Here is a 19868-nt window from a genome sequence, read left to right on the forward strand (position 1 = left end):
AAAAATGAGTGATAAAAAAGATAATTCAGAAAAAAAGCCTTGGGAAAAATCATTCGAAGACGATAGAGACGATAATGGAAATTATTCTCGATCAGCGAATAGACGTAAAAGTAAAAATAGTTCATTATTAACTACGGGGTTATTAGTTGTTTTTGTAGCTATTATTATTGGAACGATTGCTTTTTATATTGTTGAAAGTAACAAAGTATACCAACCAGAAGATAGAACCACAAGCGAGAGTTCAGTAAGTAAAAAAATAGTTACCAAAACTGATGATTCTGATAGTTCTAGCTCAAGTGCTAAGAAAAGCTCTGAATCAAAAGAAAAAGCTAGTTCTGAATCGAAAGAAAAAGCATCAAAAGAAAAAGCTAGCTCTGAATCAAAAGAGAAAGCTAGTTCTAGCACTAATTCAAGCTCTAGCTCAGCGTCTAGTGAATCAACCAGCTCTGATAGTTCATCAAGTGCATCTTCAAAGTCATATGTAACTGTCGAAGCAGGACAAGGCATATATCGTGTTGCAGCAAACAATGGGTTAACTACAGAACAACTTCTACAAATGAATCCAGGGTTGACTACTTCTATTAGTGCAGGACAAAAAATAAGAGTTAAATAATATACATATGGGATTGATATCTAATCAATCCCATTTTTATGGAGGAATTACTTGATGAAAAATAATATCCAAATTGCAATTGACGGACCGGCATCCGCAGGAAAAAGCACTGTCGCTAAATTAGTTGCTAAAAAATTAAATTATGTTTATTGCGACACTGGGGCAATGTATCGAGCAATTACTTTTGAAGCAATGGCAAAGAATGTTGCGCTGGATAATGATGATAAGTTAGTTAGTCTATTAAAAGATACAATAATTTCTTTTAAACCAGCAAATCCAGAACAATTAGTCTATATAAACAATATAGACATAACACAAGCAATTAGGCAACCTGAGGTAACTAATAATGTTTCAACGGTTGCTGCTCAAGAAGGTGTACGCAAGGAATTAGTTAAAAGACAACAAGAAATTGCCGAAGATGGATCAATTGTTATGGATGGTCGTGATATCGGAACGACAGTATTACCAAATGCTGAAGTTAAAATATTCTTAGTTGCGAGTGTTAAAGAACGTGCTCTTCGCCGATTTAAGGAAAATCAAATTAAGGGTATTAATACAACACTTGATGTTTTAGAGTTTGAAATTGCCGAACGAGATCGAAAAGATTCTACACGTGAAATTTCTCCGCTTATTCAGGCAAAAGATGCTATACTTGTAGATACGACTTCAATGAATATTGATGGGGTCGTACAGAAAATTATGGATATAATTAACAAATAATAAAATAAAATGTGAAAAATGAGTATTAGCACTAGTAATTACTCTTCATTTCAGCTAAAATAATAAATAGAGTTTATTCGCTAAGGAGGACATTGTCCATGAGTAATATTGAAGAAAATAATGATTTACTAGAAGCATTAAATAGTGTAAGTGAAGTTAAGGTTGGTTCTGTTATAAAAGGTGAAGTTTTAGCTATCGATGATGCTAAACAAGTCATTGTTGGTATTGAAGGCGCCGGTGTTGAAGGTGTTGTACCAGCTAAAGAACTAGCACTTAAAGCTGGTGAAGAAACAGAAGACGTTGTCAAAATTGGTGACGTTATGGATTTAGTTGTTATTTCAAGTATCGGTGGCGATAAAGAAGGTGGTAGTTACTTACTATCACAAAGAAGAATTGCTGAACGTGAAGTTTGGAATGACTTACAAAAATTAGCTGATGATGATGCTACAATCGAAGCTACAGTAACACAAGTTGTTAAAGGTGGATTAGTTGCTGATGCTGGTGTGCGTGGATTCGTACCCGCTTCAATGATTGATGATCGTTTTGTTGAAGATTTATCAAAATATAACCATCAAACATTAGATTTCAAAATTATTGAAATTGACCCAACTGAAAATAGATTAATCTTATCACATAAAGCAATTGTTAAAGCTCAAAGAGATGCTCAAAAAGTAGAAACTCTTAAAACTTTAACAGTTGGTGAAGTTGTAACAGGAACAGTTGCCCGTTTAACTAACTTCGGTGCATTTGTTGATCTTGGTGGTATTGATGGACTTGTTCATATTTCAGAAATTTCTTACAACCGTATTTCTAAGGCAGAAGATGTCTTATCAGTTGGTGAAGAAGTTAAAGTTAAAGTATTGGCAATCGATTTAGATAAGAATCGTATTTCATTATCAATCAAACAAACATTACCTCAACCATGGGATAATGTTGAAAATGATATCCATGTAGATGACGTCTTAGATGGTACTGTTAAACGTTTAACGACATTTGGTGCATTTGTTGAAGTTATGCCTGGAATTGAAGGATTAGTTCATATTTCACAAATTTCTTACACACATATTGCTACACCAGGCGAAGTTTTAAAAACTGGCCAAGCTGTTCAAGTTAAAGTACTTGAAGTACATCCAGCAGAACATCGTTTAGCTTTATCAATTAAAGCTCTCGAAGAAAAACCAGCAACAGAAGAAAAACCTGAAAAGAAAAAAACAGTTAAAAAAGCTGCACCAAAAGCTAAAGCTCCTAAATCAACAATGAGTGGTATGCCAGAAGAAAGTACTGGTTTCACACTTGGTGATATTTTAGGTAAAGCATTAGAAGATGCAGATACTAACAAATAATTAAAATATTATTTTTAAGTAACGACTGAACTGTAGTTCAGTCGTTTTTATTATTTATTACAAAAGATATTTAGAGAGTGAGGTACTATCTATGGCAAATCCTGTTGTAGCAATTGTTGGACGTCCTAATGTTGGAAAGTCCACAGTTTTTAATAGAATAGCCGGGGAAAGAATTTCAATTGTTGAGGATACTCCTGGTGTTACACGAGATCGTATTTATGCTCATAGTGAGTGGTTAGCGCAAAAATTTAGCTTGATTGATACTGGTGGTATCGATATCGGTGATGAACCCTTTTTGACGCAAATCACTGAACAAGCACAAATCGCAATCGATGAAGCTGATGTTATTGTTTTTCTTGTAAGTGTAAAAGAAGGCGTAACGGATGCTGATGAGAAAGTGGCTAAAATTTTATATCGTTCTGATAAGCCAGTTATTTTAGCGGTTAATAAAGTTGATAATCCCGAGTCTAGACAAGATATTTTTGATTTCTATTCATTAGGATTTGGAGAACCATTTCCAGTTTCTGGTAGTCATGGCCTTGGGGTTGGTGACTTATTGGATGAGATTACAAAGAAATTCCCTGAAAATATTCCTGATGAAGATGACAGTCGAATTAAGTTTAGTTTGATTGGTCGTCCTAACGTGGGTAAGTCTTCATTGGTGAATGCAATCCTGGGTGAAAATCGTGTTATTGTTTCACCTATTGAAGGGACTACACGTGATGCAATTGATACAGCTTTTGATACTGAAGAGGGCGATATGTTCTCAATGATTGATACAGCTGGTATTAGAAAACGCGGAAAAGTATATGAAAATACTGAAAAGTATTCTGTACTACGTGCCATGCGTGCTATTGATCGTTCAGATGTTGTTTTAGTTGTGTTAAATGCTGAAGAAGGTATTCGGGAACAAGATAAGAGAGTTGCAGGGTATGCCCATGAAGCAGGACGTGGTATCATTATCGTCGTAAATAAATGGGATACTCTTGAAAAAGATAATCATTCATTATCTGATTTTGAGGCTAATATACGTCAAGAATTTGCATATCTTAGTTATGCTCCTATTATTTTTGTGTCTGCAATTACACAGCAACGATTATCTAAGATACCCGAATTAATTAAACGCGTAAATGAAAATCATAGTCGTCGTATTACATCTTCAGTATTAAATGATGTCATTATGGATGCAGTAGCCCATAATCCAACGCCAACTGATAATGGAAAACGTTTAAGAATTTACTATGCAACACAAGTAGCAATACAACCACCTACATTCGTTGTATTTGTTAATGATACTGATTTGATGCATTTTTCATATGAACGTTTCTTAGAAAATCAAATTAGAACATCGTTTGATTTTGAAGGAACACCAATTCATGTTATTGAAAGAAGAAGAAAATAATTCAAATTGATAAAACGCTACCATGCCATCTTTTTTTCTGCTAAAGTAGTTAAATACCTTGATGTAATACGTTTTGTATGGTATCTTAAATAAAGAATTAGTAGAGTAATCTCTGGTTCTATTATTATTATTTATTTTAAATAATAATGGCTGAATATTTTTAAATATTCGGACACATTTTAGGGGAGGTGAAACATTATGGCAAACAAAGCACAATTAATCGAAAATGTTGCAAAAGAAACAGGATTGACAAAAAAAGATGCTACTGTCGCAGTTGATGCTGTATTTGGTTCAATCCAAAGCACATTAGCTACAGGTGAAAAAGTTCAATTAATCGGTTTCGGTAACTTTGAAGTACGTGAACGCGCTGCTCGTAAAGGTCGTAACCCACAAACTGGTGAAGAAATTCAAATCCCTGCAAGTAAAGTACCTGCATTTAAACCAGGTAAAGCTTTAAAGGATTCTGTTAAATAATACTTAGAAAAAGCTAGTACAATTCATTTTGTACTAGCTTTTTCAATCTATAATTTATTTTATAGACAATAGTTATGTACGAGATTACTAGCTATTGTGTGTATGATAGATTAAACTAAACCATATTAATTTAATAATGAAGGGAAGTTATTTAATGACGCATTCAGAAATTATGCTAGACTACTTGGACGAAGGACAAATTGATGAGGCAATGAAAGAATTTGCCAGAGCATTAAGAAAAGACAATGATGCAACATTATTTAGTTTAGCAGAAGAGTTATATAGCTTAGGTTTTTTAGCTCAATCTAAACGTACTTATGAAAGATTATTAGAAAAATATCCAGAAGAAGATACTTTAAAAACATTCCTGGCAGATATTGCAATTAGTGAAGGAAAATCTGATGAAGCACTTAACTATTTGTCAGAAATTGAAGAAGATTCAGAAGCTTATCTTCAGTCTCTTATGGTTGCTGCCGATTTATATCAGACACAAGGTATGTTTGAAGTTAGTGAAAATAAATTATTAACTGCATATAAGTTGGCTCCTGAAGAAGAAGTTATCCAATTTGCTTTAGGCGAACTATATTTTAATACAAAACAATTTAGTCAGGCAATCGGATTTTATCTTGAATTAATTAAATCAGGACAGACTGAACTGTCACAGGTTAACTTAGTACAAAGATTAGGTGTTAGTTACGCAAACAGTGGGCAGTTTGAAAAAGCAATGGCATATTTAGAACAAATTCATTTAGAAAATATGGACTCTGATACTAAGTTACAGATGGGTTTAACCTATCTACAATTAAATGATCAACAAAAAGCAATTGATATTCTTTATGATTTGAAGGAAGAAGATCCTTCGTATACATCCTTATATCCAATTCTTGGTCAAGCACTTTCAGATGAGAATAGATTGAATGATGCTTTACTTGTCTATCAAGAAGGGTTAGCGGTTGACGAGGTAAATGATACATTGTATGAACAGGCAGCGACTGTTGCCTTAAAATTGGACGATGAGAAGCAAGCTGAAAAGTATTTAAATAAAGCAATTGATATTAATCCAGATAATACTGGCATATTATTACAATTAAGTAATTTATTAGTTAAGCAAGAACGTGATGATGAAGATATTAAATTACTAGAAGATATCAAGAGCGACGGAGATGTAGATCCTCAAATATTTTGGAATTTAGCTATTTCATATGAAAGACTTGAAGATTATGATAAAGCTGAAGAAAATTATTTAGAAGCATACCCTTATTTTACTAATCAAGTTGACTTTTTAAGATCTGTTATATTTATTTTTAGAGAGAACGGACGACAAGAGGAGTTAAAGGACGCAATTAAACATTACTTAGCTTTAGTACCTGATGATCAAGAAATTATTGATATTCAAAATGATATAAATTATTAAAATAAAACGTTTATATCATTCTTTTGGTATAAGCGTTTTTTGTTAGCAATTTGTAAGATTTGCTTAAAGAAGGGGAAGTAAAATGATTACAAATCAGATAGTGATACCAAAATTAGAAGATAGTACTGAAATATTTAATTTAATTAGTCGTAATCGTCTTGAATTAAGTGAGTGGCTTCCATGGGTTAATGCTATGAAATCGATTAATGATGAAATAATTTTTTTAAGAGACTCTTTTAAGGATGAAACTAAATTAATTTTCGCTATAAAAATTAATAAGAATATCGTTGGCATGATTGATTTACATGGAATAGATTTACATATGGGAACTGCTGAGGTTGGTTATTGGTTAGACAAGTCGTATGTAGGACGCGGAATAATGTCAAAGGCCTTAACAGAACTTGAGAAACTAGCTATAAAGGAATATAAGTTAAAAAAATTAAAAATAATACTAGATTTGAATAATATAAAAAGTTTGAAAGTAGCTAAGACTAATAATTATCACTTTATAGAACAAAATGACCAAAATTTAATTTTTGAAAAGAGATTATAGAATTTATGATGGTATATTTATAAATGATATTATTATTTTTTGCTTTTTAATTGCTATTAAGGATATAATTTTAGATAGGTAATGTTGTTTAAATGGCGATTAATTATCTAAAATTATATATCGGGGGTAGGGACATGAAAGATTTAAACGAAAAAGAAATTGAACGATTGAGTAAAAAAAGTATTACTGAGAAAATTATAGATGGCGATTGGTACCAATATTCTAAAGAAGAATGGGCTCAAAAAACTGTTAAAACAAGTGCACAAACTATTTATAAAATAAATAAATTGGCGGCTCATGATACGAATGATGCAGATAAAATGCTTAAAGAATTTTTACCTAATATGGAAAAATCTGCTGAAATATATTTTCCAATTTCAACTATAGAATGGCCGGAAATGTTAAAAATAGGGTCAGGCACATTTATTAATTCTAATTTACAGATTTTAAGTGCAGGACAAATAACAATTGGAGAACACTGTTTCATTGGGCCTAATTGTCAGTTATATACACCTAATCATCATTCTATGGACAAAAATTTACGTCGTGAAGGATGGCAATATGATGCACCAATTACAATTGGTGATGATTGTTGGTTTGGTGGATCAGTGATTGTTTTACCTGGTGTCACGATTGGAAATAATGTCGTCGTTGGTGCTGGTAGTGTGGTAACAAAAGATGTACCTGATAATGTTTTAATCGCAGGTAATCCAGCACGAATTATTAAGACTATTGGTTAGATAAAGTTATGGCGAAAAGTAGCATAATTTAAAAATATTTGGGCAACAAAAAGGAGCTAGAATTTTTCTAGCTCCTTTTTGTTGCTCTTTTAAGGTTTATATGATTAATTTTTGTTCAATAATTAAATGACGGTAGTATAAAAGTGAATTTGGATCAATTCTTAACGTCATCATAATTTCTGAATCTGTCATCGTATTGTTAGTGAGAATAGAAAAACAAATAGCTGACTGGTACAGCAGACGTGGTGAAACATTTGGCGCAATAAATTGTAAATCTTTCTTTAAAAATTTATGTAGACCAGGTAAAGATAATAAAGGTGCTTCAACATTTTTACGCAGTTTTAAAAAGCAATCGTTGGAGTTTTGTAAAATTTGTAGTTGTTTAATATAGGTATTGAATTGCTTCAAAAATAATTCCTCTGTTTCCGTAAATGTTAATTGTTTAAAGCTAACGAAAAAACCAGGTTGTAAGATTTCTGAAATTTTAAAGAAATGCCGTGTCATTAATAAAACAAGTCGAGAATAGTAGCTAATTTCTGAATTTAAAAGATAAGAGTCGAAGTCTATTAACCAATTGAAGGTTATAACAGAATTTGCGATATTTTTTTTCCCTTTTAACATTAATGTTGGAATATGAGTATTTATCTGATGGGTAAATAAATATTTAAAATAACCATTCAGATGCGATAAAACCTTAGTATATGTTGAATTTTTAATATTTCTTTTATCTTGAAGCATAGTTAAATATTGACGAACGTCTGATTCTAAGATAGTTTCAACCATTATTGAATTAGAGAATGCATCATTAAAATTTAGAAGATAGTTAAAAAAATCATGAATATCGTAGTTATATTCTAAAATTGTTGATGGGGACAAAGAGTTGGATTCTAATGATAAATTAAAAGCTTTTTGATAGGGATAATTCATTTAATTGCCTCCTTTAGTAATAAACAATAAGTTACTTTAACTATATCACACTAATAAAGCGCACTGCAAAAATCGCAGTGCGCAAGACCAATCATTTATTAAAGATATTAGTGATATTAGTGATTTTATTCTTTTTTTGTCGATTAAAACTAAACCCTTGTCCCAGTACTTCATTAACACTACTAATTGAAACAAAAGCATTTGAATCCTGGTTTTGTAATATTTCCTTCAACTGATGAAGTTCATTACGGTTGATAACAACATAAATCATTTTTTTATTTTGGCGAGAATAAGATCCCTCACCATTGATGTAACTAACACCTCTGCCTAATTTATCCCAAATTTCATTAGTTATAATTTGATATTGGTCACTAATTATTAAGATGCCAAGTCCAGAATAACTACCTTCAAGAGTGAAGTTAACAATTTTTGAGAAAACATATGAGCTTAGTAGGGTATACATCATATGCCTTAAATCTAAGTAGCTAAGTGATATGACCAAAACAGCAATATCAAGGGCAAGAATTGTCTTACCCATTTGAATACCACGTGTTTTTTCAAAAATTCGAGCCACTACATCAGTTCCACCAGTAGTACCACCAAAACGATATACTAAGCCTGACCCAAGGCCACCAAAAGCACCAGCAAGGATACCTGCTAAAAACAAATCATCATTTACATTAATTTGAATCGGAACACGTTGCCAAATCCATAAGAAAAGAGATAACATTATTGTTCCATATATAGTATAGACTAATGATCGTTTACCTAAAAAACGGTAACCAATAAGGATTAATGGAACATTAATTGCAATTGTTGAATACGCAGGATCAATATGAAACCAATAACGTAAAATTAAAGTAACTCCGGTTATACCACCTTCAGCAAGATGGTTTGTTATATTAACGGTTGCTAATCCAAATGCATAAAAACAACAACCTAACGCAATCATTACTAAATCGATTATTTTAATTCGTTCATTTTTTAAGATTAGTTCTACCCCCTGAAATAAATTCAATATAAATATCATACCATATTATCGATGAATGTCTGCTGACTATCATTTTAAATCTAGTATAAATCTGTTAAACTAGATTGTATTAATTAAAGATGAGGAGGATTACTATGATTAAAGTTTTGGTTGCTGGATTTAAAGGACGAATGGGTGCCACTACAACAAATATGATCTTAGAAAATCCATTATTTGAATTAGTTGGAGTCTATAGTACTACAGCTACAGAAAAAAATATAAATGAAATTACTGACTATAAGACAGAGAATGTCCCAATATTCAATAAGCTAGATGAAATAAACGTAGTTTCCGATGTTTGGATTGATTTTACTGTCCCAAGTGTTGTTTTCGAAAATACTAAATTTGCTATTTCGAAACATATGTCACCAGTTATTGGGACTACGGGTTTATCGGAAAATAATATAGCTGAACTTAAACAATTATGTAAAACAGAAAAATTAGGTGGATTGATTGCTCCTAATTTTGGTATTTCAGCTGTTTTATTAATGCAATTTGCGCAACAAGCTGCTAAGTATTTACCTGACGTTGAAATTATTGAAATGCATCATGATAATAAATTGGATGCTCCAAGTGGTACAGCCTTAAATACCGCAAAATTAATTGCTGAAGTTCGTAAACCTAAAATTCAAGGCAACCCTGATGAAAGAGAAACATTACCAGGTGCGAGAGGTGCAGCCTTTGAAGGCATGAGAATTCATAGTGTCCGTTTACCAGGCTATGTTGCTCATGAACAAGTCTTATTTGGTGGCGAGGGTGAAGCATTAACTATTCGTCAGGACTCATTTGACCGTATTTCATTCATGTCTGGTGTTGCATTAGCTACTGAAAAAATTGGACAATATAAAGAATTACTAGTTGGATTGGAAAATATATTATGATAGTTTCCAATCTTGCGGATGATTTCATTAATGCTGAACCAGTGATTAAAGCCATTGAAAATGCTGGTTTTGAAGCATATTTTGTCGGAGGAAGTGTTAGGGATACTATCTTAGGATTACCAATCCATGATATTGATATTGCCACTAGTGCATACCCTGAGGAAATTAAGGAAATTTTTAATAAGACGGTAGATACAGGTATTCAACATGGGACTGTTATGGTTTTAGATCATGGAGAAGGTTATGAAATCACCACATTTCGAACAGAATCAACTTATCAAGATTTTAGACGTCCAGATCATGTTGAATTTGTACGCTCTTTAGAAGAAGATTTAAAACGTCGTGATTTTACAATCAATGCCTTAGCAATGACACATGATGGACGGATTATTGATTTGTTCAACGGACTACAAGATTTAGAAAATCACATCATTAGAGCTGTTGGCACTGCTGATGAACGTTTTAATGAAGATGCTTTACGAATGATGAGGGCAATTAGATTTGCAAGCCAATTAGATTTCACAATCGAAATGGAAACGAAGAAAGCATTAAATAAACATGCACCACTATTGAAAAAGATTGCTATTGAACGGATTCATATTGAATTTATTAAATTACTGTTGGGAAAAAATCCTCAAATTGGACTTCGACATTTTGTTGAATCAGATTTAGTAAAATATTGTCCCGAATTTAATAATTATTTATCGGAACTAACTGATATGTCAAAAATGCAATCAATTAAACTTACATCAGAAGTAGCTGCTTGGTCGTTAATTATTCATGTTCTAAAGATAACAGAAACTAATATTAATCATTTTCTAATCTCATGGAAAAGTTCAAATGAGTTAATTACACACGTTCAAATAGTTATCAAAGCACTTAACGGTATTATTCATGATTCCGTTAATCGAGAACTGATGTATGAAACTGGATTAGAATTATTATTAATTGCAAATGAAGTTGCAGCAATATTTAATAGTAATTTAGATGCAGAAATGCTGACAGTTGCTTATACTGCACTTCCAATTAAGTCTAAAAAAGACATGGCAATTAATGGACGACAGTTAATAAAAGATGTTGGTATTCAACCAGGTGAAAAATTAGGCCAAATTTTATCCATATTGGAAAATCGTATTTTACTAGAAGAAGTCCCAAACGAATCAACTCAATTATTAAAAGTGGCTAAGCAACTAATGTTAAAATTAGCGTAAAAAAAGAGATTAAATATCATTTAATCTCTTTTTTTACAAAACATGCTTAGTAATACAAATTATAAAAGAGAATCAATTAGATAAGAGAGTGATTACATGCAAACACTGAGGGTAGAACATTTAAAGAAAACATACGGCGAAAAAACATTATTTGATGATTTAAATTTTATTGTTAATGAAAAAGATAGAATCGGATTGATTGGAACTAACGGTTCAGGGAAAACAACGTTATTAAATGCATTAACAGACCTTGACCCAGCTGATTCAGGAGATTTAATTAAACCAAATAACTATCGTATGAGTTATTTAAAACAAATACCAGAATTAAATGATGATATGACAATTATGGAAGCCGCTTTTGAAGGAGCTTCACCTATTTTTGAAACAATTCGTCATTATGAAGCTGTTTTAACAGCCTATAGTGAACATCCTGAAGATGAAAAATTACAGCAACGTTACTCAGATGCGGAAGATCGTATGAATCGTGAAGATGCATGGAATGCCGATAATGACGTTAAAACAATTCTAACGCAATTACAAATAACGGATTTAACACAAAAAGTCTCAACCTTATCTGGTGGACAGAAAAAAAGAGTTGGCTTGGCTCAAGTACTCATACAAGCTCCTGACTTATTAATTCTTGATGAACCAACAAACCATTTGGACTTTAGTTCTATTGAATGGCTAGAAAGTTACCTTAAAACGTACAAAGGAGCTTTAATTGTTGTTACTCATGATCGGTATTTTTTAGATCAAATTGCCAACCAGATTTTAGAACTATCATTTGGTAAATTACACTCGTATGAAGGTAACTATCAAGATTTCGTTGCTCAAAAGGCTGAAAGAGTTGCCCAGGAAGTTACCGCTGAGCATAAAGAACAACAGCTATATAAAAAGGAACTAGCTTGGATGCGTACTGGAGCAAAAGCTAGATCAACAAAACAACAAGCACGAATTAACCGTTTTAACGATTTAAAAGAAAATATGAATTCATTACAAATTGATCAAGATGTTTCAATTGGACTAGGCCAACAGCGGCTTGGTAAAAAGGTTATTGAGCTAAAAGAAGCTAGTTTAGTCTTAGAAAATCATAAAATTATTGATCATTTTAGTGAGTTGATTCAGGCGAGCGATAGAATCGGGATTACCGGTAAAAATGGTGCTGGTAAATCTAGTTTACTAAATGCAATTGCTGGAAAATTACCACTTAACTCTGGCGAATTACTAATGGGCGAAACGGTTAAATTAGGTTATTACCAGCAACAAACTGAACCCATACCTGGCGATAAACGAATGATTAACTATCTAAATGAAATTGGTGAAAATATCGAAAATAAACATGGCGAACGAATAAGTACAACACAACTTTTAGAGCAGTTTCTTTTTCCAAGATCGATGCATGGGACATTAATTAGACAGCTATCCGGTGGTGAAAAAAGAAGACTCTATCTCTTGAAATTACTTATGCAACAACCAAATGTCTTATTACTAGATGAACCTACAAATGATTTAGATATTGGAACATTAACAGTACTTGAAGACTATTTAGAATCTTTTAATGGCGCAGTTATAACTGTCTCACATGATAGATATTTTTTAGATAAAGTTGCAGATCAATTACTTATTTTTGAAGGCGATGCTAAAATTAATCGTTATACTGGATTATTTACATCGTACCTTGCTAAAGAATCACTGGATGATGCCGTATCAATATCAAAAAAAGAAAAAATTATCGAACACGACACCATTTCTGACGATAAATTAAAAGTTAAATTAACTTATGCTGAACAAAAAGAATTTGAAACAATTGAACAGACAATTGATAATTTAGAAGCTAAGAAAGAAAAAGCTGAAAGTGATATGTCGAATATCAATGGCAATGATTTTGTAGCATTAAGTGAACTACAAGTGTCAATTGATAATTTAGATGATGAAATTGAAGAAAAGATGAATCGTTGGGACTATTTAGGTAAATATGCAGAAAAGGGGTAATTTTCGTATGGAAGAAACATATTTGCAACTTGAACGTGATATTTTAATGAACGGAAATGATAAATCTGATCGTACAAAAACGGGAACTAAAAGTCTTTTTGGCTATCAAATGAGGTTTGACTTAAGTCAAGGATTCCCACTACTAACAACTAAAAAAGTACCATTTGGTTTAATTAAGAGTGAGTTACTGTGGTTCTTAAAAGGTGATACTAATATCCAATATTTATTGAAACATAAGAATCATATTTGGGACGAATGGGCTTTTAAAAATTACATTGAAAGTTCTCAGTATATGGGTCCAGATATGACTGATTTTGGACATCGATCACTTTTAGAGACTGATTTTAAAAAAGAATATGAAGTACAGAAAAACCTTTTTTGCGATAAAATTATTGAAGACGATGAATTTGCAAAAAAGTTTGGTGAATTAGGTGACGTTTATGGTAGTCAGTGGCGTAATTGGAAAACTAGACAAGGTGATACGATTGACCAAATTAAAGATGTTATTGAAGCAATCAAAAAAACACCTGATTCTAGAAGATTAATTGTGTCCGCTTGGAACCCAGAAGATGTACCAAATGTGGCATTACCACCTTGCCATACGTTATTTCAATTTTATGTGGCTGATGGTAAATTAAGTTGTCAATTATATCAAAGAAGTGGCGATGTCTTTTTAGGTGTACCATTTAATATTGCAAGTTATGCGTTATTAACTCATCTAATTGCTAAAGAGGTTGGACTTGAAGTTGGTGAATTCATTCACACATTAGGCGATGCCCATATTTACAATAATCATATAGAACAAGTGAAGGAACAACTTTCTCGTGAAGTGCAACCCATGCCAAAATTATGGTTAAATCCTGATAAAAATAGTATTTTTGAATACGATATGACGGATATTAAAATAGAAGACTATAATCCTGCACCACCTATTAAAGCGCCTGTTGCAGTTTAATATTTACTTAAGGAGAGTCAATAATGATTAATTTTATTTGGGCTGAAGACAGTGAACATCATATTGGATATAAGGGTAAGCTACCTTGGTACTTACCAAATGATTTAAAATTTTTTAAGAAAACAACGCTTAATAAGGTCGTTGTTATGGGCAGAAATACATTTGAAAGTTTTCCGGGACTATTACCAAATCGAATTAATATTGTTCTTTCAAGTAAAAACGATTTAGTTGAAACAGATACTCTAAAGATTGTTCATTCAATACCAGAGTTGAATGATTTATTAGAAACATATTCTGAAGATATTTTTGTTATTGGTGGCGCAACATTATTTTCTGAAATGTATGTAAAAGTTAATAGATTGTATCAAACAAAAATTAACGCTACGTTTGATGGTGATGTGATGATGATTCCTATTGATTATACTCATTGGAAATTAATTGAAACGATTCCGGGAATGATTGACAAAAAAAATGTATATGATCATGAATTTAGAATTTATGATAAAAAATAATTAAAAAGCGAAGACATATCCAATACGGATGTGTCTTCGCTTTTTAACTTTAAGTATATAATAAAATAGAAAAAAACATTAATCCTGTACCTAACATCACAAATAAATGCCAAACGACATGTAAGTACTTAACACCGTTTATACTATAAATTCCAGCGCCGATTGTGAACGCAATGCCACCAGAAACAAGTAGCCAGAACCCAATTGTACCGAGGCTATTATAAAGTGGCATCATTGCGCTCAAACAAAGCCAGCCCATAATTAGATAAATGATGGTTGAAATTGTTTTAAAATGACCCAACCAAATTGATTTATAAATAATTCCTAAAACGGTCATCATCCAGATGATTCCGAATAGTGTCCAACCTAATGCCCCACCAACAGAGAGAAGACAATAAGGCGTATAAGTACCTGCTATCAGAATATAGATACTACTATGATCGAAGATTTGAAAAACAGTTCTTGCTCGTGTAAATATTAAACTATGAAATAGGGTAGAAGTTAAGTACAGCAGTACCAAAGATGAACCATATATAGCATACGAGGTAATTTCTAATGCACTACCATTATGAGCACCTTTAATAAGTAAAAAAATCAATCCCGCTATACTTAACCCAAGACCAATACCATGAGTTACCGCGTTTAATACCTCATTTAAGATGAGATACCTTCTACTGTAATTATGTTCCAAAAAAACACCTCAGTCATCAATTTCTATGTGAAATAGACCAGTAATTCTGATATACTAGACATTATAAATAGAAAAGTTTATAGTGACATTATTGTATCATGATTAAAAACTTTTGTTAAGAAAGTGTGGATGAAGAAACATGAAAAAAATTAAAATAATAACGGATTCATCTGTTGGATTAACAGATAATGAAATAAAAGAAAATGACATTAGCATTATACCTCTAAGCGTTATGATTGATGATACTATTTACGTTGAAGGTGAATCAATTACAAATGACGAATTTGAGACTAAAATGGAAACGTCAAAAACGTTACCTAAAACAAGTCAGCCACCAATTGGTACTTTTGTAGAAATGTTTGACAGTCTTGGGGCAGATGGTAGCCAAGTTCTCTCACTTAACATGACTGACCAAATTAGTGGTACAGTTCATACTGCAGAGCAAGCTGCAGAAATGAGTCAATCCGATGTAACCGTTGTTGATACTCGTTCTACTGATCGAGGTATGGCTTTTCAAGTCTTAGCAGCTGCTAAGTTAGCAAATTCAGGTGCATCAATGGATGATATTTTAACAAAAATTTCTGAAATCCGTAAGAATTCAACTCTAAATATGGCCGTTATGACTCTGGATAATCTGGTCAAAGGTGGACGTATATCAAGATTAACTGGTGTTCTTTCAAGTGTTTTAAATATGAAGATTATTTTGGAAATGATTGATGGCGAATTAAAAATTAAAAATAAAGGCCGTGGTATGAAGACGGTTAACAGATTTATTGCAGATTTAGTTGAAGAATTAAAAAGTACACCTAATGTTAAAGCAGTAGGTATTTCTCATGCTGGAAATGAAAAAAAGGCATTTGAAGTTCGCGATTTATTACAAACAGCAGTCCCAAAAGTTGATATTCTAGTTCGACAGACAGCACCTATTATTGCGACGCATGGTGGTCCAGGGGCTTTTGCAGTGATGTTCTACACAGATAAAGACTAATATATTAAATAATTATTTTTAAACTGGTCCAAAAACAGCTGTTTTTGTCCGGTTTTTTTAATTAAATAAAGGAATGATTTTTTGAAATTTTTTAAAAGCTTTTCCATTACTATTTTAAGTATTTTAGTACTAAGTGGTCTTATATTTAGTGGGCTGTGGTTTGCAACCGGCCATTTTTCGAATCATTCTTTAATAACAGTGCCCCATAAAAAAACAGCTCTTAAGCTAGTATCCCTTGGTGATTCTTTAACGCAGGGTGTCGGAGATGAAACGAATAAAGGTGGATTCGTTTCATTAATTACAGAAAAAATAAATACTGATAAAAATATGAAAGTAACTGCCTCTAACTTTGGCTTATCAGGAGATCGAAGTGATCAAATTTATAGCAGATTAAAGAAACAACCCAAAATGCAAAAAACGTTAAAAAAAGCCACTGTTATTACATTAACAGTTGGTGGGAATGACCTATTACAGGTTATACAAAAAAACATTTTATCTAATGATACTGATAAGTTAAATAAAGCTATTGATACTGAAAAAATGACTTATACAAAAAATTTAAATGATTTATTTAAAGAGATTAGAAAATATAATAATAGCGCGCCTATCTACGTTATAGGAGTGTATAACCCATTTTACGTTTATTTCCCCGAAATGAGTAGTATGAAAACGATTGTTAAATCATGGAATAACGTAACCAACAAGGTTGTTAAAAATGATAAAAATAGTTATTTTGTTAGTGTTGAAAAACAGCTTTCTGAAGGACAATATTATGGTAAAACAAGTAAATTAGCCAAGACTTTGGGTAGCTCAGACTTATCTGATTTATCTAGTTTTAATCTTGAAAGTGTCTTGCAAGAAAAAGATGAAAAAAATAACTATATTTCTATAACTGATCATTTTCATCCAAATAAAAAAGGTTATAAAAAAATGACTGATTTGTTGTTCAAATCAATGGAAGAACATCATTTATTTAAATAATGAGGAGAATTATGCCGAAAAGAACAGAAAAAACATCAACCACTTTTAACGCATGGAAAGTTGCGTTTATCATATTATTTTCTTTATTGATTGGCGTACTACTTTATTTTTCCGTTAGTATTATGAACCAATCCCAAGATCAAAAGACACTAACAACTCAAACCACTTCAAAAGCAACAAAAAGAACAGAACTAAGCGTGGAAATGAACAAGGAACAACTTAACGGAACCATTAATTATTATTTAAAATCAATTCAAAAAGGTCAATCAATTAAATATCGGTTTTTAGTAGATAAATCTGCTATATTAATGGGCACAACAAAAATTTTAGGACAAAATATTTCATTCACATTATATTCAGATCCAGTTGTAACAGATGATGGTAATATCTTGTTAAAAGCAAAATCTGTTGCTGTAGGTTCATTACCAGTTCCTAAAAAGTTTATAATGGATTATGTAAAAAATGCATATGATTTACCAAATTGGATTACGATTAATAGCAAAGAACAAACAATTATGCTTAACTTAAAAAAACTAGATATTGAGAATGGTATACAAGCTAGTGCAACCAAAATTGATTTAAAAACGAATGTTTTTAAATTCGATGTTTCTATCCCTTTAAATTAAATGAGGTATCAATTTATGAGACAAACATTTTATCAATTTTTAATGACCGAACGCAATGATCACGGTACGGATGAGGTGTCCCAATTTGCAAATAATGCATTTTATGATCAAAGTTTTCCTAAATTGTCAGATAAGTATGACTTTCTTTCTAATTATCTTGAATTAAATGCAGGATATTTACCTTCAATGACAATTTTTGATGACGCTTGGGCCCGATATTTAGACAAAATGAATTAGTGGGGAATTAAATTATGGAAAAAGATAAAAAAGAAAAACGTTTTAGATTTGGTCGTCATTTTTGGACCTTAATAGGGTCAATTTGTTTATCTTTTATAGTCGGAGCTGCTGCAATGTATTTTTTTGCAATTAGTCAAATTAATACATTAGTTGGGTCATTACAAACGACTAGTTCAGATTTAGCCAAAATTGAGTCTGTTTATTCGGCACTAAATAATTCTTATTATAAAAATATCAGTAAGAAAAAATTAGTCGATGGGGCTATCAATGGTATGGTCGACTCTACTGGAGATAAATTTACGGCCTATTTAGGTAAAGAAGATGCGACTAATTTAAATTCAACTATTTCTAGTAAATTTGTTGGAATCGGTGCTGAAGTCAAAATTAGCAAGAAAAATATTCAGATTGTTTCAGCTATTAAAGGAACACCAGCTAAAAAGGCTGGTTTGAAGACAGATGATATTATCCAAAAAATAGATGGTAAATCTATTTATGGTCTCAGTTTAGAAAAAGCTGTTTCAAAAATTAGAGGTAAAAAAGGAACAATAGTGAAACTAACTATTAAACGTGATTCATCAACATTTAATGTTTCAATAAAACGAGATGATATTCCTGTTAAAACAGTCTATAGTAGTATTTCGAAAAAGAATAAAAAAGTAGGATATATTCAAATTAGTACATTTTCTGAGGATACATCTAACGAAGTCAAATCTGCAGTGAAGTCACTTAGAAAAGATGGCGCTACATCGTTTGTCATTGATGTTCGTGATAATCCAGGTGGCCTTATGGATCAAGCATTAGCGATTGGATCAATGTTCTTAAAAGATGGTCAAACAATTATGCAGGTACAAGGCAAAACGGGTTCTCCTGAAGTATATAAGGCTGGTAAAAAATATGACTCAGGATTTAAAGTCACAGAAAAAACAGCTGTTGTCATTAATAAAGATAGTGCAAGTGCTTCTGAAATTTTAGCAGCCGCACTTAACCAATCTGGTAATGATAAATTAATTGGGTCAACATCTTATGGAAAAGGTACCGTCCAAACAATCAATACCTTTACAGATAAAACAGAATTAAAAGTTACCATTGCTAAATGGCTAACACCTGATGGTTCTTGGATTAATAAAAAAGGGATTAAGCCTACTATTTCAGCTGATTATCCTGCGTATGCTTATTCACCACTAATTAATACTGATAAAACATATAAATATGAAGACGTTACACCTCAAGTTAAAACGATTCAAGTTTACTTAAGCGCACTTAATTATTATAAAGACAAAAATAATGGTTACTTTGGTACATCAACGGTTAATGCAGTAAAAATGTTACAAAAAGAAAATACTTTAACTCAAACGGGCGAAGTTAACAAAGATACTGCTTTAAAAATTGAAACATTAGTTCAGAAAAAAATTTCAAAAAATGATCCTGCCTATGATGCGGCAATTAAATCGTTAACAAATTAATAAAAGACTGAAGAGGGCGAAACTAAATAGCGGAACTCTCTTCTTTTTGTGCACAAATTAAGGTATTCTGATTAAGAGAGTTAAATATAAAGAATTAAGCAAGTTAATTAAAAGT

Annotated in this window: 21 protein-coding genes; 18 read left to right on the forward strand and 3 right to left on the reverse strand. The window is 31.8% G+C overall.

From position 1 onward, the window contains the following. Positions 1-4: 4 nt before the first annotated feature. The 8 genes from AC1RPX_RS02275 (at position 5) to AC1RPX_RS02310 (ending at position 7259) form a co-directional block, all read left to right on the forward strand. Positions 5-613: a LysM peptidoglycan-binding domain-containing protein gene (locus AC1RPX_RS02275; protein ID WP_481761345.1), complete on the forward strand. Its 609-nt coding sequence runs from the start codon at positions 5-7 to the stop codon at positions 611-613. A 54-nt stretch (positions 614-667) separates the two neighbouring features. Beyond that, positions 668-1333 carry a (d)CMP kinase gene (cmk, locus tag AC1RPX_RS02280; RefSeq protein ID WP_481761344.1) on the forward strand — a complete coding sequence of 222 codons (666 nt, stop codon included), beginning with the start codon at positions 668-670 and terminating at the stop codon, positions 1331-1333. Between the two features lie 98 nt (positions 1334-1431). Continuing rightward, entirely contained in the window at positions 1432-2676 is a 1245-nt protein-coding gene (gene rpsA, locus AC1RPX_RS02285; RefSeq protein ID WP_481761343.1) for a 30S ribosomal protein S1, read from the forward strand. Positions 2677-2767: 91 nt separating this feature from the next. After that, positions 2768-4078 (forward strand): ribosome biogenesis GTPase Der, encoded by a 1311-nt coding sequence (der, locus tag AC1RPX_RS02290; protein WP_409022510.1) that lies wholly within the window; start codon positions 2768-2770, stop codon positions 4076-4078. Between the two features lie 198 nt (positions 4079-4276). Next, positions 4277-4552: an HU family DNA-binding protein gene (locus AC1RPX_RS02295; protein ID WP_409022511.1), complete on the forward strand. Its 276-nt coding sequence runs from the start codon at positions 4277-4279 to the stop codon at positions 4550-4552. Between the two features lie 154 nt (positions 4553-4706). Further along, positions 4707-5966 (forward strand): tetratricopeptide repeat protein, encoded by a 1260-nt coding sequence (locus AC1RPX_RS02300; protein WP_481761342.1) that lies wholly within the window; start codon positions 4707-4709, stop codon positions 5964-5966. Positions 5967-6048: 82 nt separating this feature from the next. After that, positions 6049-6519 (forward strand): GNAT family N-acetyltransferase, encoded by a 471-nt coding sequence (locus AC1RPX_RS02305; RefSeq protein WP_481761341.1) that lies wholly within the window; start codon positions 6049-6051, stop codon positions 6517-6519. Positions 6520-6653: 134 nt separating this feature from the next. Continuing rightward, on the forward strand, positions 6654-7259 hold the full coding sequence (locus AC1RPX_RS02310; RefSeq protein ID WP_481761340.1) for a sugar O-acetyltransferase: 606 nt from the start codon (positions 6654-6656) through the stop codon (positions 7257-7259). A gap of 96 nt (positions 7260-7355) precedes the next feature. Here AC1RPX_RS02310 and AC1RPX_RS02315 read toward each other — a convergent pair whose 3' ends face one another. Both AC1RPX_RS02315 and AC1RPX_RS02320 read right to left on the reverse strand, forming a co-directional pair. After that, positions 7356-8186 (reverse strand): site-specific integrase, encoded by an 831-nt coding sequence (locus tag AC1RPX_RS02315; protein WP_481761339.1) that lies wholly within the window; start codon positions 8184-8186, stop codon positions 7356-7358. Positions 8187-8277: 91 nt separating this feature from the next. Continuing rightward, entirely contained in the window at positions 8278-9138 is an 861-nt protein-coding gene (locus AC1RPX_RS02320) for a YitT family protein (RefSeq protein WP_481761410.1), read from the reverse strand. 173 nt (positions 9139-9311) lie between these two features. Between AC1RPX_RS02320 and dapB the strand changes: the two genes are divergently transcribed. From dapB to AC1RPX_RS02345, 5 genes are all read left to right on the forward strand, one after another. Then, positions 9312-10097, forward strand: a complete 786-nt coding sequence (dapB, locus tag AC1RPX_RS02325) for a 4-hydroxy-tetrahydrodipicolinate reductase (RefSeq protein WP_409022516.1) — start codon at positions 9312-9314, stop codon at positions 10095-10097. Next, a complete protein-coding gene (locus tag AC1RPX_RS02330; RefSeq protein ID WP_481761338.1) occupies positions 10094-11308 on the forward strand; it encodes a CCA tRNA nucleotidyltransferase in 1215 nt (404 codons plus the stop codon). The genes dapB and AC1RPX_RS02330 overlap by 4 nt, the downstream gene beginning before the upstream one ends. 96 nt (positions 11309-11404) lie before the next feature. After that, the gene (locus AC1RPX_RS02335) at positions 11405-13300 is read left to right on the forward strand and encodes an ABC-F family ATP-binding cassette domain-containing protein (RefSeq protein ID WP_481761337.1); all 1896 of its coding nucleotides are present in this window, start codon (positions 11405-11407) and stop codon (positions 13298-13300) included. Positions 13301-13307: 7 nt separating this feature from the next. Continuing rightward, positions 13308-14255 (forward strand): thymidylate synthase, encoded by a 948-nt coding sequence (locus AC1RPX_RS02340; protein WP_481761336.1) that lies wholly within the window; start codon positions 13308-13310, stop codon positions 14253-14255. Between the two features lie 23 nt (positions 14256-14278). Further along, positions 14279-14767: a dihydrofolate reductase gene (locus AC1RPX_RS02345; RefSeq protein WP_481761335.1), complete on the forward strand. Its 489-nt coding sequence runs from the start codon at positions 14279-14281 to the stop codon at positions 14765-14767. 49 nt (positions 14768-14816) lie between these two features. On the opposite strand, the gene trhA is transcribed toward AC1RPX_RS02345, so the two are convergent. Then, on the reverse strand, positions 14817-15458 hold the full coding sequence (trhA, locus tag AC1RPX_RS02350; protein WP_481761334.1) for a PAQR family membrane homeostasis protein TrhA: 642 nt from the start codon (positions 15456-15458) through the stop codon (positions 14817-14819). Between the two features lie 139 nt (positions 15459-15597). Between trhA and AC1RPX_RS02355 the strand changes: the two genes are divergently transcribed. From AC1RPX_RS02355 to AC1RPX_RS02375, 5 genes are all read left to right on the forward strand, one after another. Further along, positions 15598-16446 (forward strand): DegV family protein, encoded by an 849-nt coding sequence (locus tag AC1RPX_RS02355; RefSeq protein WP_481761333.1) that lies wholly within the window; start codon positions 15598-15600, stop codon positions 16444-16446. 81 nt (positions 16447-16527) lie between these two features. Beyond that, positions 16528-17427: an SGNH/GDSL hydrolase family protein gene (locus AC1RPX_RS02360; protein ID WP_481762178.1), complete on the forward strand. Its 900-nt coding sequence runs from the start codon at positions 16528-16530 to the stop codon at positions 17425-17427. 11 nt (positions 17428-17438) lie between these two features. Continuing rightward, complete coding sequence (locus tag AC1RPX_RS02365; RefSeq protein WP_409022524.1) at positions 17439-18053, forward strand: YpmS family protein; 615 nt, start codon at positions 17439-17441, stop codon at positions 18051-18053. A gap of 15 nt (positions 18054-18068) precedes the next feature. Beyond that, on the forward strand, positions 18069-18290 hold the full coding sequence (locus tag AC1RPX_RS02370) for a YozE family protein (RefSeq protein WP_409022525.1): 222 nt from the start codon (positions 18069-18071) through the stop codon (positions 18288-18290). Positions 18291-18304: 14 nt separating this feature from the next. After that, positions 18305-19753 carry a S41 family peptidase gene (locus AC1RPX_RS02375; RefSeq protein ID WP_481761331.1) on the forward strand — a complete coding sequence of 483 codons (1449 nt, stop codon included), beginning with the start codon at positions 18305-18307 and terminating at the stop codon, positions 19751-19753. Positions 19754-19868: the final 115 nt, after the last annotated feature.

The organism is Dellaglioa sp. CoH-56-MRSF-14 (genome assembly GCF_056782115.1).

Coding starts and splice junctions, on each gene's coding strand:
- der (WP_409022510.1), top strand. CDS start 2,768: ATGGCAAATCCTGTTGTAGCAATTGTTGGACGTCCTAATGTTGGAAAG.
- rpsA (WP_481761343.1), top strand. CDS start 1,432: ATGAGTAATATTGAAGAAAATAATGATTTACTAGAAGCATTAAATAGT.
- AC1RPX_RS02315 (WP_481761339.1), bottom strand. CDS start 8,186: ATGAATTATCCCTATCAAAAAGCTTTTAATTTATCATTAGAATCCAAC.
- dapB (WP_409022516.1), top strand. CDS start 9,312: ATGATTAAAGTTTTGGTTGCTGGATTTAAAGGACGAATGGGTGCCACT.
- AC1RPX_RS02300 (WP_481761342.1), top strand. CDS start 4,707: ATGACGCATTCAGAAATTATGCTAGACTACTTGGACGAAGGACAAATT.
- AC1RPX_RS02295 (WP_409022511.1), top strand. CDS start 4,277: ATGGCAAACAAAGCACAATTAATCGAAAATGTTGCAAAAGAAACAGGA.
- AC1RPX_RS02310 (WP_481761340.1), top strand. CDS start 6,654: ATGAAAGATTTAAACGAAAAAGAAATTGAACGATTGAGTAAAAAAAGT.
- AC1RPX_RS02370 (WP_409022525.1), top strand. CDS start 18,069: ATGAGACAAACATTTTATCAATTTTTAATGACCGAACGCAATGATCAC.
- AC1RPX_RS02305 (WP_481761341.1), top strand. CDS start 6,049: ATGATTACAAATCAGATAGTGATACCAAAATTAGAAGATAGTACTGAA.
- AC1RPX_RS02275 (WP_481761345.1), top strand. CDS start 5: ATGAGTGATAAAAAAGATAATTCAGAAAAAAAGCCTTGGGAAAAATCA.
- AC1RPX_RS02365 (WP_409022524.1), top strand. CDS start 17,439: ATGCCGAAAAGAACAGAAAAAACATCAACCACTTTTAACGCATGGAAA.
- AC1RPX_RS02320 (WP_481761410.1), bottom strand. CDS start 9,138: ATGATTGCGTTAGGTTGTTGTTTTTATGCATTTGGATTAGCAACCGTT.
- cmk (WP_481761344.1), top strand. CDS start 668: ATGAAAAATAATATCCAAATTGCAATTGACGGACCGGCATCCGCAGGA.
- AC1RPX_RS02355 (WP_481761333.1), top strand. CDS start 15,598: ATGAAAAAAATTAAAATAATAACGGATTCATCTGTTGGATTAACAGAT.
- AC1RPX_RS02375 (WP_481761331.1), top strand. CDS start 18,305: ATGGAAAAAGATAAAAAAGAAAAACGTTTTAGATTTGGTCGTCATTTT.
- AC1RPX_RS02330 (WP_481761338.1), top strand. CDS start 10,094: ATGATAGTTTCCAATCTTGCGGATGATTTCATTAATGCTGAACCAGTG.
- AC1RPX_RS02335 (WP_481761337.1), top strand. CDS start 11,405: ATGCAAACACTGAGGGTAGAACATTTAAAGAAAACATACGGCGAAAAA.
- AC1RPX_RS02340 (WP_481761336.1), top strand. CDS start 13,308: ATGGAAGAAACATATTTGCAACTTGAACGTGATATTTTAATGAACGGA.
- AC1RPX_RS02345 (WP_481761335.1), top strand. CDS start 14,279: ATGATTAATTTTATTTGGGCTGAAGACAGTGAACATCATATTGGATAT.